Consider the following 16,052-nt stretch of genomic DNA (forward strand, 5'->3'; position numbering starts at 1 on the left):
AGGGCTCTCCTGAGGTTTTCGGCGCCAACGGCACTCTTGCTTCACCTCTCCCGCTTGCGGGGGAGGTCGGCACGCGTAGCGTGACGGGTGGGGGCTCTCTCCACAGTATGACTTGTGGCGAGAGCCCCCACCCCAACCCTCCCCCGCAAGCGGGAGAGGGGGCGCAGCACCGACAAGGTGCGACCGCCTTCACCCCGGGAACGTATAAGCCGTTTTCACCGTGGTGTAGAACTCGCGGGCATAGGCGCCCTGTTCGCGTGCGCCGTAGCTCGAGCCTTTGCGGCCGCCGAACGGCACGTGGTAATCGACGCCGGCGGTCGGCAGATTGACCATCACCATGCCGGCCTCGCTGTTGCGCTTGTAGTGCGAGGCGTATTTCAGGCTCGTGGTGCAGATGCCCGAGGCGAGGCCGAACTCGGTGTCGTTGGAGATCGTCAGCGCCTCCTCATAGTCCTTGGCGCGGATCACGCAGGCGACGGGGCCGAAGATCTCCTCGCGGGCGATCCGCATCTTGTTGGTCGCTTCGGTGAACAATGCCGGCTGCAGATAGAAGCCGGGCGTCTCGCGGTTCAGCAGCTCGCCGCCCCAGTGCAGGCGGGCGCCTTCGTCCTGGCCGATCTTGATGTAGCGGAGATCCTGGTCGAGCTGGCTCTGGTCGACGACAGGGCCGACATGCACGCCGCTCTTCAGCGCGTCATCCACCGCAAGCCCCTTCATGCGCTCGGTCATCGCGGCGACGAAGCGGTCGTGAATCCCTGATGTGACGATCAGGCGCGAAGATGCCGTGCAGCGCTGGCCGGTCGAGAAATAGGCGCCGTTGACGGCGACTTCGACCGCGACCTTGACGTCGGCGTCGTCGAGCACCACCAGCGGGTTCTTGCCGCCCATCTCGAGCTGGAATTTCTTCATCGGATTGGAGAGCACGCATGCCTGCGCGATCTTGCGGCCGGTCTGAACCGAGCCGGTGAAGGAGATCGCAGCCACATCAGGATGCTCGAGCAGCGTCTGCCCGACCACCGAGCCCGAGCCGACCACGAGGTTGAACACGCCGGCCGGAATGCCGGAGCGGGCGATGATCTCGGACAGCGCATGCGCGGAGCCCGGCACCAGCTCGGCCGGCTTGAACACCACCGAATTGCCGTAGCAGAGCGCCGGCGCGATCTTCCAGGCCGGGATCGCGATCGGGAAATTCCACGGCGTGATCATGCCGATGACGCCGACCGGCTCGCGGGTGATCTCGACATCGAGACCGGGGCGCACCGATGCACCCTTCTCGCCCATCAGCCGCAGCGCCTCGCCGGCGAAGAACGCAAAGATCTGCCCGGCGCGCGCCACCTCGCCGATGCCCTCGGGGAGCGTCTTGCCTTCCTCGCGCGCCAGCAGGCGGCCGAGCTCTTCCTTGCGGGCGAGGATTTCGACGGAGATTTTGGTCAGCGCGTCAAAGCGCTCCTGCGGCGTCGAGCGCGCCCAGGCCGGGAAGGCGGCTTTCGCCGCGGCGATCGCCTTTTCGGTCTGCGCCTTGTCGGCCTTGGCGTATTCGCCGACCACGTCGGCCGTGTTGGAGGGGTTGATGTCCCGCGTGATGCTTGTTCCGTCGACCCATTCGCCGGCGATGAAGTTCTTCTGGTGGGCGGTCATGTTTCCAACCTTTCTTGTTAGCGCACGAGGCAGGGACGCTTGTCGTCGAATGTCCAGCCGGGAATCAGGAACTGCATGGCCAGCGCATCGTCGCGGGCGCCGAGGCCATGCTGCTTGTATAGCGCGTTCGCCGCCTCGATGGCAGCGCGATCGAGCTCGATGCCGAGGCCGGGACGGTCCGGGATCGCGATCTTGCCGCCCTTGATCTGCAGCGGGTCCCTGGTCAACGCCTGGCCGTCCTGCCAGATCCAGTGGGTGTCGATCGCGGTCACCTTGCCGGGCGCGGCGGCGCCGACATGGGTGAACATCGCCAGCGAAATGTCGAAATGGTTGTTGGAGTGCGAGCCCCAGGTCAGGCCGTTGTCGCGGCAGGTCTGCGCCACCCGCACCGAGCCCTGCATGGTCCAGAAATGCGGGTCGGCGAGCGGAATGTCGACCGCCCCGAGCCGCAGCGCGTGGGAGAGCTGGCGCCAGTCGGTCGCGATCATGTTGGTTGCGGTCGGCAGCCCGGTGGCGCGGCGGAACTCGGCCATGATCTCGCGGCCGGAGAAGCCGGCCTCCGCGCCGCAAGGATCCTCGGCATAGGCGAGCACGCCATGCATGTTGCTGCAAAGCCGGATCGCCTCATCGAGCGACCAGGCGCCGTTCGGATCGAGCGTGACGCGGGCGTTCGGAAAGCGCTTTGCAATTGCGGTGACGGCCTCGATCTCTTGTTCGCCCGTGAGCACGCCGCCCTTGAGCTTGAAATCGGCAAAGCCGTAATGCGCCTGCGTCGCCTCGGCGAGGCGGACGATCGCCTCCGGCGTCATCGCAGCCTGGTGGCGCAGATTGAACCAGTCGGGCTTGCCGGTCTCGCCTTCGACGTAAGGCAGGTTGGTCTTCCTGCGATCGCCGACGAAGAAGAGATAGCCGAGCGTCTCGACGCTGCTGCGCTGCTGGCCTTCGCCGAGCAAGGCTGCGACCGGGAGATTGAGATGCTGGCCGAGCAGATCGAGCAGCGCGGATTCCACCGCGGTCACTGCATGGATGGTGACGCGCAGGTCAAAGGTCTGCTTGCCGCGGCCGCCGGCGTCGCGGTCGGCGAAGGTGCGGCGTATCGACGCCAGGATGTTGTTGCAGGCGCCGATGCTCTGGCCGATGACGAGGTCGCGGGCATCCTCGAGCGTCTTGCGGATCTTCTCGCCGCCCGGCACCTCGCCGACGCCGGTATGGCCGGAGTTGTCGGTGAGGACGACGAGGTTGCGGGTGAAGAACGGCGCATGTGCGCCGCTCAGATTGAGGAGCATGTCGTCGCGGCCGGCGACCGGGATCACCTCCATCGCCGTGACGACGGGGGCGCCGGCAAAGCCGGTGCGGATCGAATCTTGAATCATCTGCTCCTCCCTTTGGTCGTTGGCCGTTCGGTCTATTCCGCTGCCTGCTGCGCGGCGGCCTGCGGCAGCTTCGCCACCAGTGCCGCGAGCTCGGCGATCTCCTGCTCGGTGAGATCGGTCAGCGGCGGCCGCACCGGGCCCGAATCGCGGCCGATCACCTTCATGCCGGCCTTGATGATCGACACGGCATAGCCCTTCTTGCGGTTGCGTATCGCGATCAGCGGCAGGATGAAATCCTTCAGGCCTGCATGGATGGTCTGATGATCGCGCCGGCGCACCGCGGCGTAGAATTTGGTCGCGAATTCCGGCACGAAGTTGAACACCGCCGACGAATAGGTGGTCACGCCCATGTCGAGATAGGGCAGCGCAAAGGTCTCTGCCGTCGGCAGGCCGCCGATATAGGTCAGGCGGTCGCCGAGCCTGGTGTAGACGCGGGTCATCAGCTCGATGTCGCCGATGCCATCCTTGTAGCCGACGAGGTTCGGGCAGCGCTCGCAGAGGCGCGCCAGCGTGTCGGGCTGCAGGATCGCATTGTCGCGGTTGTAGACGATGACTCCGATCTTCACCGACGAACACACCGCCTCGACATGGGCGGCGAGGCCGTCCTGCTCGGCATGGGTGAGATAGGGCGGCAGCAGCAGCAGGCCGTCGGCGCCGGCCTTCTCGGCGCCAACAGCGATCTCGCGCGCGGTGGCGGTGCCGTAACCGGTGCCGGCCAGCACGGGAACGCGGCCCTTGGTCTCTTCGACCGCGATCTTCACGACATGGGGGACTTCAGCCGGCGTCAGCGAGAAGAACTCGCCGGTGCCCCCGGCGGCGAACAGGCCGGCGACGTCATAGCCGCACAGCCAGTCCATGTTGGCGCGATAGGTCGCCTCGTCGAACGAATAGTCCGGCTTGAAAGGGGTCACGGGAAAAGACAGGAGGCCGCCACCGATTCTCGCGGCCATCTCCCGAGGGGTCATCTTGCTCATGGCGCCACTCCTTGAATGATGTTGGGATCAGGGATGCGCGAGCAGCGCGCGTCCATGGCCGAATTCTTAGGGAATGCTTCGATGCGCGTCCAAGCCAAACGCGGTATCGAGCGATGCTAACTCTGCATCAATCGCCACGCAGATTCGGGGCGGCGAGTTCGGTTGCGATCTCGATCAAGGCCGGCAGCAACTGGTTCTCGTGATCGCGCCGCCACACCATGAACAGCTCGACCGGCACCGGCGTGCGCAGCTTCAGCGGCTTCAGCTTGACGTCCGCGATCTTCAGGCTGGCGGCGGCCTCCGGCACGATCGCGATGCCGAGCCCGGCGCGCACCATCGCGAGGATCGAATGGATCTGGCTGAGATGCTGCACATAGCGCGGCAGCACGTCGGCGCGCGTGAACAGCGACACCAGGAGATCGTGGAAGTAGCGTGCCTCATAGGGCGAATACATCACGAAGGGCTGGTCGTCGAAATCCTTGATGCTGACGGTGTCGGCTGTGGCCAGCGGATGTTTCTTCGGGATCGCCGCGAGCAGCGGCTCGGCGACGACGCGCCGGCTGGCGAATTCCGGCCGCGCGATCGGCGGGCGCAGCAGGCCGGCATCGATCTGGCCGGTGGTGAGCGCCTCGAACTGATCGCCGGAAACCATCTCCTTCAGGGAAAAATCGACCTCCGGCAGGCGGGAGCGGGCGGCTGCGATCAGTTCGGGCAGGAAGCCATAGGCAGCCGCAGCCGTGAACCCGATCTTGAGCGAACCTGTTTTGCCGAGCGCGATGCGGCGGGCGACCTGCGAGGCCGACTCGGCCAGCTTCAGGATGCGCCGCGCCTCGGGCAGGAAACTGCGCCCCGCCGGGGTCAGCCGCACCGAACGGCTGGTGCGCTCCAGCAGCGGCGCATCGATGATGTGCTCGAGCACCTGGATCTGCCGGCTGAGCGGCGGCTGCGTCATGTTGAGCCGCGCCGCGGCGCGGCCGAAGTGCAATTCCTCGGCCACCGTGACGAAACAGCGGAGCTGGTTCAGGTCGAACATCGATGCTAGCCTGGAATGGATCGCGCGAGGATTTGTACGTTCTAGCATCGATGCCTCCCACTGGCCAAGAAGACAAACAGGTAGACAGAGACGGCGGCCGAAGCCGCCGCTTCAAGTTTTGCGCCCAACTCCATCCCCGTCATTGCGAGCGAAGCGAAGCAATCCACCGGGCGGCAAATGCGGAAGCATGGATTGCTTCGCTTCGCTCGCAATGACGAGGCGATAGACGTCGGCGGCCCCGCTCAGGCCGCCTTCAACTGTACCCGCTTGATCTCGCCGACGATGAACAGATAGGCGATCGCCGCGACCAGCGCGTTGGCGCCGACGAACACCAGCGCGCCGTTGAACGAGCCGGTGGCGGCGAGGATGTAGCCGATGATGATCGGCGTGGTGATCGAGGACAGATTGCCGAAGGTGTTGAACAACCCACCGGAGATGCCGCCGGCTTCCTTCGGCGAGGTGTCGGAGACGACCGCCCAGCCGAGCGCGCCAATGCCCTTGCCGAAGAAGGCAAGCGCCATGAAGCCGACCACCAGCGCCTGGCTGTCGACGTAGTTGCAGGCGACGATCACCATCGACAACAGCATGCCGCCGACGATCGGGATCTTGCGCGCCATGGTCAGCGAGCCGGTGCGGCGCAGCAGGTAGTCCGAGATCACCCCGCCAAGCACGCCGCCGACGAAGCCGCACAGCGCCGGCAATGTCGCGACGAAGCCGGCCTGCAGGATCGAGAGCCCGCGTTCCTTCACTAGGTAGACCGGGAACCAGGTCAGGAAGAAGTAGGTCAGCGTGTTGATGCAGTACTGGCCGATATAGACGCCGAGCATCATGCGGTTGGCGAGCAGCTGGCGGATATGGTCCCAGCCGGGGCCGCTGTCGTGCGTCTTGCCGGCCTTCGCCGCGTCCATGTCGACCAGCGCGCCGCCCTGCTTGATGTAGTCGAACTCGGCCTCGTTGATCCCAGGGTGGTCCTTCGGCTCGTAGATCGTCTTGATCCAGGCGATGCCCATGATGATGCCGAGCCCGCCCATCACGTAGAACACGTGGCGCCAGCCGTACTCGTGCGCGATCCAGCCCATCAGCGGCGCGAAGATCACGGTCGCGAAATACTGCCCGGAATTAAAGAACGCCGATGCGGTGCCGCGCTCATTGCCGGGGAACCAGGCCGCGACGATGCGGGCATTGGCCGGGAATGACGGCGCTTCGGCGAAGCCGACCAGGAAGCGCAGCCCGAACAGCAGCACCACGGCGGCGCCCGCGGAGAGGAACCCGACCAGGCCCTGCATCGCGGTGAAGATCGACCAGACGATGATGCTGATCGCATAGACCCATTTGGAGCCGTAGCGGTCGAGCAGCCAGCCGCACGGTACCTGCGCGATGACATAGGACCAGCCGAAGGCCGAGAACACGTAACCCATCGCGATGGGGTCGAGATGCAGTTCCTTGGAGAGGGCTGGGCCTGCGATCGAGAGCGTGGCGCGATCGGCATAGTTCACGGTGGTGACGAGAAACAGCATCGTCACGATCAACAGCCGGACGCGGGATCGCCGCGCGTCCGTGGCGGACACAATTGCGCTCATTCGCGCCTCCTTAAGATTTCCTCGGGGTCTGTCCTAGAGAGATGACGGCAATGGGTCCAAGCCGAAACGGGTATTGATCGATACCGATTTTGAATGGATCGGCCCGGTGCGATGCCACCTTCGCCGCCCTTGCTTCGGTTCCTAATTAGTGTACTATAAGTACAGTTATTGAGGGCGCAGCGCCGCGCCAGCCGTTCGAGGTCGAATGCGCATGACCACGTCACGCGACTATGAGGTGTTCGAGGCAGGCAAGGTGACCTTGCAGGGCGGCGCCCTGTTTCCGCAGCTTGCGCTCGCCTACCAGACCTACGGCATGCTGAACGCGGCCAAGGACAACGTCATCCTCTATCCGACGTCGTTCGCCGCACAGCACACCGACATCGAATGGCTGTTGCAGCCGGGCGGGGCGCTCGATCCCGAGCGCTACTTCATCATCATCGCGAACCTGTTCGGCAACGGCCTGTCATCCTCGCCGTCGAATTCGAGCGAGGTGCTCGGCGGCGCACCGTTTCCCGCCTTTACCTGTCATGACGCGGTCGCCATCCAGCGGCGGCTGCTGGTCGAGCGGTTTGGCGTGACCAGGCTCGCGCTGGTCTACGGCTGGTCGATGGGCGGCATGCAGGCCTATCACTGGGCCGCGCGCTATCCTGACATGGTCGAACGCGCGGCGGTGGTCTGCGGCAGCGCGCGGTGCTCGCCGTATAATCATGTCTTCCTCGAAGGCGTGAAGGGCGCGCTGACCGCCGATCCCGGTTATCAGGATGGCCGCTTCGTCGCCAAGCCGACAGCGGGCCTTCGCGCGATGGGGCGCGTCTATGCCGGCTGGGCGATGTCGCACGAGTTCTATCGCGAGGAGACCTGGCGCGAGGCCGGCTTCAACTCGTTGGAAGACTACCTCGCGGGATCGTGGGACGGTGCCTTCGCGCGGCGCGATGCCAATAATCTGCTGGCGCAGATTGCGATCTGGCAGGCCGGCGATATCAGCCGCTGCGACGAATTCGGCGGTGACTTCGACCGCGCATTGGCCGCGATCAAGGCAGACGTGCTGCTGATGCCAGGACGCACCGATCGTTATTTCGATCCGCGCGACAACGAGGATGAGCTCGGCCGCCTGGTCAACGCCCGCTCCGCGGCGCTGCATCCGATCCCCTCGATCCATGGGCACCGGGCCGGCAATCCCGTCAACAACGCCGAAGACCGCGCCTTCATCAACGCCGAAATCTCGGCGCTCTTGCAACGCTGACAGGTGAGACGACCATGAGCACCGCAGAGACCAGTGACGCCGGACCTCGCCTGAAGCCGCTCAACCCGCTGACCTTGCGCGACCTGTCGACCAAGTCGAACCTTGCCGGTGCGGTGCGCGCGGCCAGCCATTACGGGATGATCGCTGTGGTCGGCGCGCTGATCTGGTTGGTCTCATCGCATTACGGTTTGCCATGGGCGTCGCCGCTGATTGCCATCCAGGGCTATTTCGTCGCGTTCCTGTTCATGGTGGTGCACGAGACCGCGCACAAGACGGCGTTTCGCAGTCACGCACTCAATCTTGTGGTCGGCAACCTGTCGGCCTTCATGATCGGATTGCCTTACCAATATTACTGCCTGTTTCACTGGGACCACCATCGCTACACCCAGGATCCGGAGAAGGACCCGGAGCTGATCGTCGGTCCCAAGCCCGCGTCGGACACCCAGCTCGCAATCGCCTATTCGGGACTGTTGCAGGTGCTGGTCCGGATCCGGCTGATGTTTCGGCATGCACTCACCGGGAAGGTGATCGTGCCGTGGATTCCGCAGCACAAGCGCGCCTCGATCGTGCTGGAGTCGAGGCTTTATCTCGCGGGTTACCTGCTGTTGCTGGCGGCATCGCTCGCGCTGCACAGCGCGATCCTGCTCTTTGTGTGGATCGTGCCGCTGCTCGCCGGCCAGCTCATCCTGCGCCCGTATCTCTACGCAGAACACACCGGTTGCGAGCGGACGCGGAGCGCATTCGAGAACACCCGCACCACGATGACGGGCCGGATCATGAAATGGTTCGCTTGGAACATGCCCTACCATGTCGAGCACCACGCCTATCCGACGGTGCCGTTCCATGCGTTGCCGAAGCTGAACGCGATCGTCGATGGCCACATCGTGTATCGCGGCAGCAACTACCGCGCCGTGACGCAAGAGACCTGGGCCTGGTTCCGCCGTCAGCGGCAACGCTCGGTTTGATGCTCACGCGTCGGCGTGCGGCCGCAGCACCAGATTGACGAGGTTGCGGGCATAGGCCGGCGTCAGCGGCTTGATGCCGAAGACATAGCGATAGAACAGGCTGCCGTAGATCGCGTCATAGATATCGCCGGGTACGCCCGGCGCGCCAATGCTGCCGTCCTTCTGGCCGGCAGCGATGATTTCCAGCATCCGGCTGCGACGAAGGCCGAGGTAGCGCTCGTAGAACAATTCCGCCGTGCCGGTCTGCGAGATGCATTCGGAGATCACCGCGAGCTGCACCCGCCCGAACTCGCCCTGCAACGCCTCGACATAGGTCGCGACATGACGGCGGATGCGGGCCACCGGATGGCCCGCTTCCGGCAGCGGCACCGCCCGCGAGGCCTGGTCGAGGAAGGCATCGATCAGCAAGGCCTCGCGCGATGGCCACCATTTGTAGATCGTCATCTTCGAGACGTTGGAATGTCTGGCGATCGCGTCGATGGTGGTGGCGGCAAGGCCGGTGGTCGCCATCAGGCTATAAGCGCTGTGCAGGATCGCGGCCGTGGTCGCGGCGGAGCGTGGCCGGCCGCGCCGACCCGTTGCCGTATCCTCCGTCTCCGCCTTGCTTCCCGCCATGGCCGGGATTCGTTTCCTGCGTGTTTGAATCATTGCGTGCCTTGCGGACATAGCATGAAATCGCGCGCTGTTTCAGATCATCGCCGCCGCTGATACGGTACAACTCGCCAGCGAAGGCTCAGCTCAACTGCTCATCGAACAGGAGTATCCCGTGAAGGCCGTCTACAGTGATCTGCACCGCAGCCACGATCCGCAATTCTTCCTGGTCCGCGGTGTGGTCCAGCGCACCACCGAGCAGCCCGAGCGCGCCGACCGGCTGCTGGCGGGCCTGAAGGCCGGCAAGCACACGCTGATCGAGCCGACCACATTCGGGCAGGGGCCGCGGGCGCGGGTGCACAGTCCGGAATATCTGAGCTTTCTCGCTGATGCCTGGGACGAATGGTCGGCGCTCGGCAATGCCGGACCGGAGATGATCGCGAACATGCACCCGGTGCGCAACGCCGGCACCTATCCCACCCACATCGTCGGCAAGCTCGGCTGGCACACGGTCGACACCGCGGCGCCGATCGGCCCCGGCACCTGGGCCGGCGCCTGCGCCTCCAGCGACGTCGCGGTTACCGCGGCGCAGATGGTGCTCGACGGCGAGGACGCCGTCTACGCGCTGTGCCGTCCGCCTGGTCACCACGCCTATCGCGATCTCGCCGGCGGCTTCTGCTTCCTCAACAACAGCGCGATCGCGGCCGAGCATCTGCGCCAGAAGCACGAGCGTGTCGCGATCCTCGATGTCGACGTGCATCACGGCAACGGCACGCAAGGCATCTTCTACGAGCGGCCGGACGTCTTCACGGTCTCGATCCACGCCGATCCGTCGTTCTTCTACCCCTTCGTCTGGGGCTATGCACATGAGCGCGGCGCCGGGCCCGGCCTCGGCACCAATCTCAACATTCCCCTCGCCAAGGGCACCGGCGACGACGACTACATCAAGTCGCTCGCGGCGGCGGAGAAGGCGATCCGCTCCTTCGCGCCGACCGCGCTTGTGGTCGCGCTCGGCCTCGACGCCTCCGAGAAGGACCCGCTCGCGGGCCTCGCCGTCACCACCGACGGCTTCCGGCGGATCGGCGAGGCGCTGGCCCGGCTCGGCCTGCCGACCGTGCTGGTGCAGGAGGGCGGCTATCTCTCCGATATCCTCGGCGCCAACCTGACGGCGGTGCTCGGCGGATTCGAAGCCGCGCGCTAGAGCGGTTTCGAATGATGCGGTGACCGGTTCGCGTGAAGATATCCTGCCAAAACAACAACCTGGAGCATCGGTTGTGATCGATCAGAACCGATGCCACCGCCGCGCGCCGCACAACAAAGCGTCGTGGACTTGCGCCTTTGCAACCAAAGTCGGAGCAAGCCGTTGGTATTCGGTGCTGGCTTATGATCCTGCCTGGCGGCATCGGCCGGCCAGGCGGGCAGCAACGCGAGGACGGCCATGAGCGATCTGCTTCGTATCGCCATCGTCGGTTTCGGGGAGATCGCGTGCCGGCAGCACGTGCCTGCGATCGCGAAGACATCAGGCGCCGCACTCGTCGCGGTGGCCGATCCGGCCAAGAGCCCATCCGGCCTGCCGCATTTCCGCGATTTGCAGGAGTTGTTGCGCGACGGGCCGGAGATCGATGCCGTTGCGCTGTGCACGCCGCCGCAGGCGCGTCACGCGCAGGCCGCCGCGGCGCTAGCCGCAGGCAAGCATGTCCTGCTGGAGAAGCCACCTGGGTCTACGTTAAGCGAACTCACGCCGTTGATCGCGGCCGCGGGCGAGGCGGGCCGGACATTGTTTGCGGCATGGCACTCGCGCTACGCACCCGCGGTCGGACCGGCGCGGAAATTGCTCGCCGGCCGCGCGATCAACAAGGTGACCGTCATCTGGAAGGAAGACGTCCGCGTCTGGCATCCAGGCCAGGCGTGGATCTTCGAGGCGGGTGGCTTCGGTGTGTTCGATCCCGGCATCAACGCACTGTCGATCCTGACCGAGATCCTGCCGCGTTCGGTCTTTGTCAGAAGCGCGGTCCTGGACTTTCCCTCCAATCGGGAGACGCCGATTGCCGCAGCAGTCGAGCTGTCCGATGAGAGCGGCCTGCCGATCCACGCCGAATTCGATTTTCGCCAGACCGGGCCGCCGAGCTGGGACATCCTGTGCGAGACCGAGACCGGGTCTGTGACGCTGTCGAAAGGCGGACGGCAGCTGCGCGACGGCAGCAGGTTGGTGGTCGATGCCACGGACGAGGAATATCCCGCGCTGTACCGCCGCTTTGTCGCGCTGACGTCGGACGGAAAATCCGAGGTCGACCTCGCGCCCTTGCGGCTCGTCGCCGATAGCTTCATGCTGGGCCGACGGCGCCCTGTCGAGGCGTTCGAGGACTGACAATGACATCAGCCGGCATTGCTCGCGCGCCCTTCGGCACGTTGCCCGACGGCACCGTGGTCGACCGCGTGACGCTGCGCGACGAACACGGCTTTGAGGCCAGCATCCTTCCCTTCGGCGCCACGCTGCAGGCGCTGCTCGCGCCCGATCGCGGCGGGCATTGCGACGACGTCGTGCTTGGCCACGACGCGTTCGACGGCTATCTCGCGCAGCGCAAATTCTTCGGCGCGACCATCGGGCGCTACGCCAACCGGATCGCCGCCGCGCGCTTCATGCTCGATGGCGAGACGGTGAAACTCGACGCCAACAACGGCCCCAACGCGCTGCATGGCGGCTTGCAGGGCTTTGATCGCAAGCTGTGGCGGATCGCCGAACTATCAGATGAACCAGGGCCGACGCTGGTGCTGGAGCGCGAAAGCCCGCATGGCGAAGAGGGCTACCCGGGCAATCTTCAGACGCGGGTGACCTATCGCGTGGGCGACCCGATGGAACTCTCGATCACCTATGAGGCGACCACCGACCGGCCGACATACGTCAACCTCACCAATCACAGCTTCTTCAATCTCGACGGCGCGCGCTCAGGCACGCAGATCCTCGATCATCTTTTGACGATCGCTTCCGATCATTTCCTCGCGGTCGACGCCACCGCGATCCCGCTATCGGGCCTGCCGCGGCCGGTTGACGGCACGCCGTTCGACTTTCGCAAGCCCACCGAGATCGGCGCGCGGATCAGGATGAACGACGAGCAGCTGCGGCTCGGGCGCGGCTATGACCACAATTTCTGTCTGGCCGTGGGGACTGGCCTTCGCTTCGCCGCGCGCCTCGAGGCGCCGCACAGCGGCCGTGTGATGGAGCTGTTCACCGATCAGCCGGGGTTGCAGTTCTATTCCGGCAATTTCCTCGATGGCTCGAGCGCCGGCAAGGGCGATCTGCTCTATCGCCAATCCGATGCGCTATGTCTCGAGCCGCACGCCTGGCCGGATACGCCGAACCGGCCCGACTTCCCGCCGGCGCGGCTCGATCCCGGACAGATCTATCGGCGTACCGCAGTTTATCGATTCTCGACCATGTGAGTGACGCCATGACCGACCGTGCCGCCGAGCCGCTGATCGAAGAGGTGCCGACATCCGTGCTGTTGGCCGAGCGCTGTCATCTCGGCGAGGGCCCGACCTATGACGCGTTAGCCGACACCGCCTGGTGGTTCGACATCCGCGAGCGTCGCCTGTTCGAGCACCGTTTAGCGAGCGGCCGCACCGTCATTCACGAGCTGCCGTACATGGCGAGCGCGTTGGCGCGGATCGATGGCGAGCGACAGCTGATCCTCACCGAAAATGGGCTTTACGTCCGGCAGGTCGCCAGCGGGCGCATGGAGCTGTTCGTCGCGCTCGAAGCCGACAATCCGGCGACGCGCTCCAATGATGCGCGCGTGCATCCGTCGGGCACCTTCTGGCTCGGCACAATGGGGCGTCAAGCCGAGCAGGGCGCCGGCGCGATCTACGCGCTGCACCGGGGCCGCATCACGCGGCTCTATCCCGGGATCACGATCCCCAATGCGATCTGTTTTTCGCTCGCAGGCGACGTCGGCTATTTCGCCGATACCGCGACCAATGTGCTGCATCGCGTGCCGCTCGATCCATCGACTGGACTGCCGACGGGCGAACCGATCGACTTGATCAGACATCAAGGCACCGGCGGGCTCGACGGTGCGATTGTCGATGCCGATGGAAAGATCTGGAACGCGCGCTGGGGCGGTGGCTGCGTCGATGTCTACGACCCCAGCGGCCGGCACCTGCGCATGCTGAGGGTGCCGGCGAAGCAGTCGAGCTGCCCGGCCTTTGTCGGCCGCGATTTCTCGCGCGTGCTGGTCACCTCGGCCTGGCAGGACATGGACGAGGCACAGCGCGCGGCCGATCCCGGCCATGGTCAAACCTTTCTGCTCGATGCCGCGGCACGCGGCCGTGCCGAGCCTGACGTCAAACTGTCCTGAACGCGGGCTTGCCGCCGCCTTGTTGACGTGACCTGATTATTTGGACGATGGTGCAAATATGGTCCGTAAACCTGCCAAGTCCGGCATGAAGGCCGACGCCAAGGCCGCCAGCACCCGCAAGCCGAACATGCGCGAGGCGATCCTCGCCGCGGCGGAGGAATTGTTCTCGACCTACGGCTTCAACGCCGTCTCGGTACGCGACATCGCGCAGGCAGCCGGCGCCAATCCCGGCAGCGTGACCTATCACTTCAAGACCAAGGACGGCCTGCTGCTGGAGATCTATCGGCGGCATTGCGGCCCGATGAACCGGCGGCGCTCGGAGCTCCTGGCGGCGGCGCGGCGGGTCCGCGACCTGCAGGACCGGCTGGAGGCGATCGTGCGCGCCTATGTGCTGCCGGCCTTCACCTCGGGCAGCGATCTCGCCGGCGGCGGAACGCGGTTCACGCGATTGCGCGCGATCATGTCGGCCGAGGGCAACGAGGTCGTGCGCAAGATCATCGCGCAGACCTTCGACGACACCAGCCATGCCTTCATCGACGCGATCCATGACAGCCTGCCGCACGTTCCGCGCACCGATCTGGTCTGGCGCGGCCACTTCCTGCTCGGCGCGCTCTACTACACGCTCGTGACGCCGGAGCGCGTCTCGCGCCTGTCGCGCGGCAGCGCCGACGGCACCGATGCCGGTCATGCCGTCGAGGAGCTGGTGCGCGCGACGGTTGCGGCGCTGCAAGCCGCGCCGGTCGATCAACCAACACCTGTGCCGCGCAAGGCGTCGGGCGTGAATCCAGGGCGCGCGCTGACCTGACCCCGCGGAGTTCGTCGCCATGGAGAAACTTCGGCTGCGCACGGCATCCTTGCCAACGATCATGGCGTGAACCTCGATCGGATCAACTGGGTCACGTTCGAGGACCCGCATGTCGCCGAATATGTCGACAGCACCGAACGTGCCCCGAAGGGCAGTGCCATCATCCAGATGCTGAAGGACGGCGAGCTCGATGCCGTGCTGGGCGAGACCTCGAGCGATCCGGCGCTCAAGCCGTTGTTCGCCGATCCCGCCGCAGAGGCGGCGCGGTGGTACGCGCGGCACAGCGTCGTGCCGGTCAATCATCTGGTGGTGGTGACCAAGCGGCTTGCGACATCGCGCCCGGACGTGGTGCGCAGCCTCTACGAACTCCTCAAGCGCGCCAAGGCAGACGCCGGTTCCGCGAGTGCACCGGACCTGCTGCCATTCGGCGTCGAGGCGAACCGCAAGCCGCTCGAACTGATGATCGACTATTGCGTCCAGCAGGCGCTGATCCCCCGGCGCGTCACGGTCGATGAGCTGTTTGACGACACAACACGGGACTTGAACTGATGACAATCTCCAGCGATCCGCGGCAGTGGCAGGTCGGCATGCTCGGTTATGGCGAGGTCGGACGCATCCTCGCCGAAGACCTGCGCCAGCAGGGCATCAAGGTCGCCGCCTACGACATCAAGCTCGACCGCGCGGAGGGCGCGGCGCTGCGCGCGCACGCGGCGGAGACCGGCGTCGCGCTCGCGCAGTCCCACGCCGATCTCGCGGCGCGGGCCGATTTCACCATCTCGGCGGTGACGGCAAGCCAGGCGGTGCCGGTAGCCGAGGCCTGCGCGCCCGCGATCCGGAACGGCGCCTGGTTTCTCGATTTCAATTCAGCCTCGCCCGGCGCCAAGCAGCGCGCGGCGGCCCACATCGATGGCGCCGGCGGCCGCTATGTCGAGGGCGCGGTGATGACCTCGCTGCCGCCCTACCGGATCAAGGTGCCGCTGCTCCTCGGCGGCCGCGGTGCGCGCGAGCTGGCGCCGCTGCTGGTGGCGCTCGGCTTCACGGCGAAGGTGGCGAGCGACGAGCTTGGCGTGTCCTCGGCGGTCAAGATGTGCCGTAGCATCATGATCAAGGGCCTTGAGGCCATGGTGATCGAGAGCTTTACCACCGCACGCGCCTATGGCGTCGAGGATGCGGTGCTCGCCTCGCTCAAGGAGACCTTTCCAGGCATCGATTGGGAGAAGCAGGGCGCCTATTTCTTCCAGCGGGTGATCGAGCATGGCCGGCGGCGTGCCGAGGAGGTGCGCGAGGTGGCGGAGACCGTGCGCGAAGCCGGACTGACGCCGTGGTCCGCGTCCGGCACCGCCGAGCGGCAGGGCTGGATCGCCGATCTTGCCGATGACGGCGTGTTCGGGCCCAAGGGAACGCCGGAATTCGCCCGCAGCGCCGATTGGCGCACCGAGGCCGACCGGATTCTCGCGCGCATCAAGTCCTGACCTCTCGCGCGGAGAATCCGCCG

Annotated in this window: 15 protein-coding genes; 9 read left to right on the forward strand and 6 right to left on the reverse strand. The window is 65.7% G+C overall.

Annotated elements, in window-relative coordinates; translation table 11 throughout:
• Positions 1-189 precede the first annotated feature (189 nt).
• From AAFG07_RS09375 to AAFG07_RS09395, 5 genes are all read right to left on the reverse strand, one after another.
• Complete coding sequence (locus AAFG07_RS09375; RefSeq protein ID WP_342727023.1) at positions 190-1,638, reverse strand: aldehyde dehydrogenase family protein; 1,449 nt, start codon at positions 1,636-1,638, stop codon at positions 190-192.
• 17 nt (positions 1,639-1,655) lie between these two features.
• Positions 1,656-3,011: a glucarate dehydratase gene (gudD, locus tag AAFG07_RS09380; protein WP_342727024.1), complete on the reverse strand. Its 1,356-nt coding sequence runs from the start codon at positions 3,009-3,011 to the stop codon at positions 1,656-1,658.
• 32 nt (positions 3,012-3,043) lie between these two features.
• Complete coding sequence (gene kdgD / locus AAFG07_RS09385; RefSeq protein ID WP_342727025.1) at positions 3,044-3,985, reverse strand: 5-dehydro-4-deoxyglucarate dehydratase; 942 nt, start codon at positions 3,983-3,985, stop codon at positions 3,044-3,046.
• 127 nt (positions 3,986-4,112) lie between these two features.
• Entirely contained in the window at positions 4,113-5,018 is a 906-nt protein-coding gene (locus AAFG07_RS09390; protein ID WP_342729099.1) for a LysR substrate-binding domain-containing protein, read from the reverse strand.
• A gap of 242 nt (positions 5,019-5,260) precedes the next feature.
• Positions 5,261-6,598, reverse strand: coding sequence for an MFS transporter (locus AAFG07_RS09395; protein WP_342727026.1), 1,338 nt, complete (start codon positions 6,596-6,598; stop codon positions 5,261-5,263).
• 211 nt (positions 6,599-6,809) lie between these two features.
• Between AAFG07_RS09395 and AAFG07_RS09400 the strand changes: the two genes are divergently transcribed.
• Together AAFG07_RS09400 and AAFG07_RS09405 are read left to right on the forward strand one after the other, a co-directional pair.
• The gene (locus AAFG07_RS09400) at positions 6,810-7,841 is read left to right on the forward strand and encodes an alpha/beta fold hydrolase (RefSeq protein ID WP_342727027.1); all 1,032 of its coding nucleotides are present in this window, start codon (positions 6,810-6,812) and stop codon (positions 7,839-7,841) included.
• A gap of 14 nt (positions 7,842-7,855) precedes the next feature.
• The gene (locus AAFG07_RS09405; protein WP_342727028.1) at positions 7,856-8,806 is read left to right on the forward strand and encodes a fatty acid desaturase; all 951 of its coding nucleotides are present in this window, start codon (positions 7,856-7,858) and stop codon (positions 8,804-8,806) included.
• Between the two features lie 3 nt (positions 8,807-8,809).
• Here the strand turns inward: AAFG07_RS09405 and AAFG07_RS09410 are convergent, their stop codons facing one another.
• Entirely contained in the window at positions 8,810-9,421 is a 612-nt protein-coding gene (locus tag AAFG07_RS09410; RefSeq protein WP_342727029.1) for a TetR/AcrR family transcriptional regulator, read from the reverse strand.
• Between the two features lie 151 nt (positions 9,422-9,572).
• Between AAFG07_RS09410 and AAFG07_RS09415 the strand changes: the two genes are divergently transcribed.
• From AAFG07_RS09415 to AAFG07_RS09445, 7 genes are all read left to right on the forward strand, one after another.
• Positions 9,573-10,598 (forward strand): histone deacetylase family protein, encoded by a 1,026-nt coding sequence (locus tag AAFG07_RS09415; protein WP_342727030.1) that lies wholly within the window; start codon positions 9,573-9,575, stop codon positions 10,596-10,598.
• A 237-nt stretch (positions 10,599-10,835) separates the two neighbouring features.
• The gene (locus tag AAFG07_RS09420; protein ID WP_342727031.1) at positions 10,836-11,765 is read left to right on the forward strand and encodes a Gfo/Idh/MocA family oxidoreductase; all 930 of its coding nucleotides are present in this window, start codon (positions 10,836-10,838) and stop codon (positions 11,763-11,765) included.
• Between the two features lie 2 nt (positions 11,766-11,767).
• Complete coding sequence (locus tag AAFG07_RS09425; protein WP_342727032.1) at positions 11,768-12,838, forward strand: aldose epimerase family protein; 1,071 nt, start codon at positions 11,768-11,770, stop codon at positions 12,836-12,838.
• 35 nt (positions 12,839-12,873) lie between these two features.
• Positions 12,874-13,752, forward strand: coding sequence for an SMP-30/gluconolactonase/LRE family protein (locus AAFG07_RS09430; RefSeq protein WP_342729100.1), 879 nt, complete (start codon positions 12,874-12,876; stop codon positions 13,750-13,752).
• Between the two features lie 58 nt (positions 13,753-13,810).
• Positions 13,811-14,557 (forward strand): TetR/AcrR family transcriptional regulator, encoded by a 747-nt coding sequence (locus AAFG07_RS09435; RefSeq protein WP_342727033.1) that lies wholly within the window; start codon positions 13,811-13,813, stop codon positions 14,555-14,557.
• A 66-nt stretch (positions 14,558-14,623) separates the two neighbouring features.
• On the forward strand, positions 14,624-15,106 hold the full coding sequence (locus tag AAFG07_RS09440) for a hypothetical protein (protein ID WP_342727034.1): 483 nt from the start codon (positions 14,624-14,626) through the stop codon (positions 15,104-15,106).
• On the forward strand, positions 15,106-16,029 hold the full coding sequence (locus AAFG07_RS09445) for a DUF1932 domain-containing protein (RefSeq protein ID WP_342727035.1): 924 nt from the start codon (positions 15,106-15,108) through the stop codon (positions 16,027-16,029). Before AAFG07_RS09440 ends, AAFG07_RS09445 begins: the two co-directional genes overlap by 1 nt.
• Positions 16,030-16,052 lie beyond the last annotated feature (23 nt).

The sequence above is a fragment of the Bradyrhizobium sp. B097 genome (genome assembly GCF_038957035.1).
Classification (GTDB): domain Bacteria; phylum Pseudomonadota; class Alphaproteobacteria; order Rhizobiales; family Xanthobacteraceae; genus Bradyrhizobium.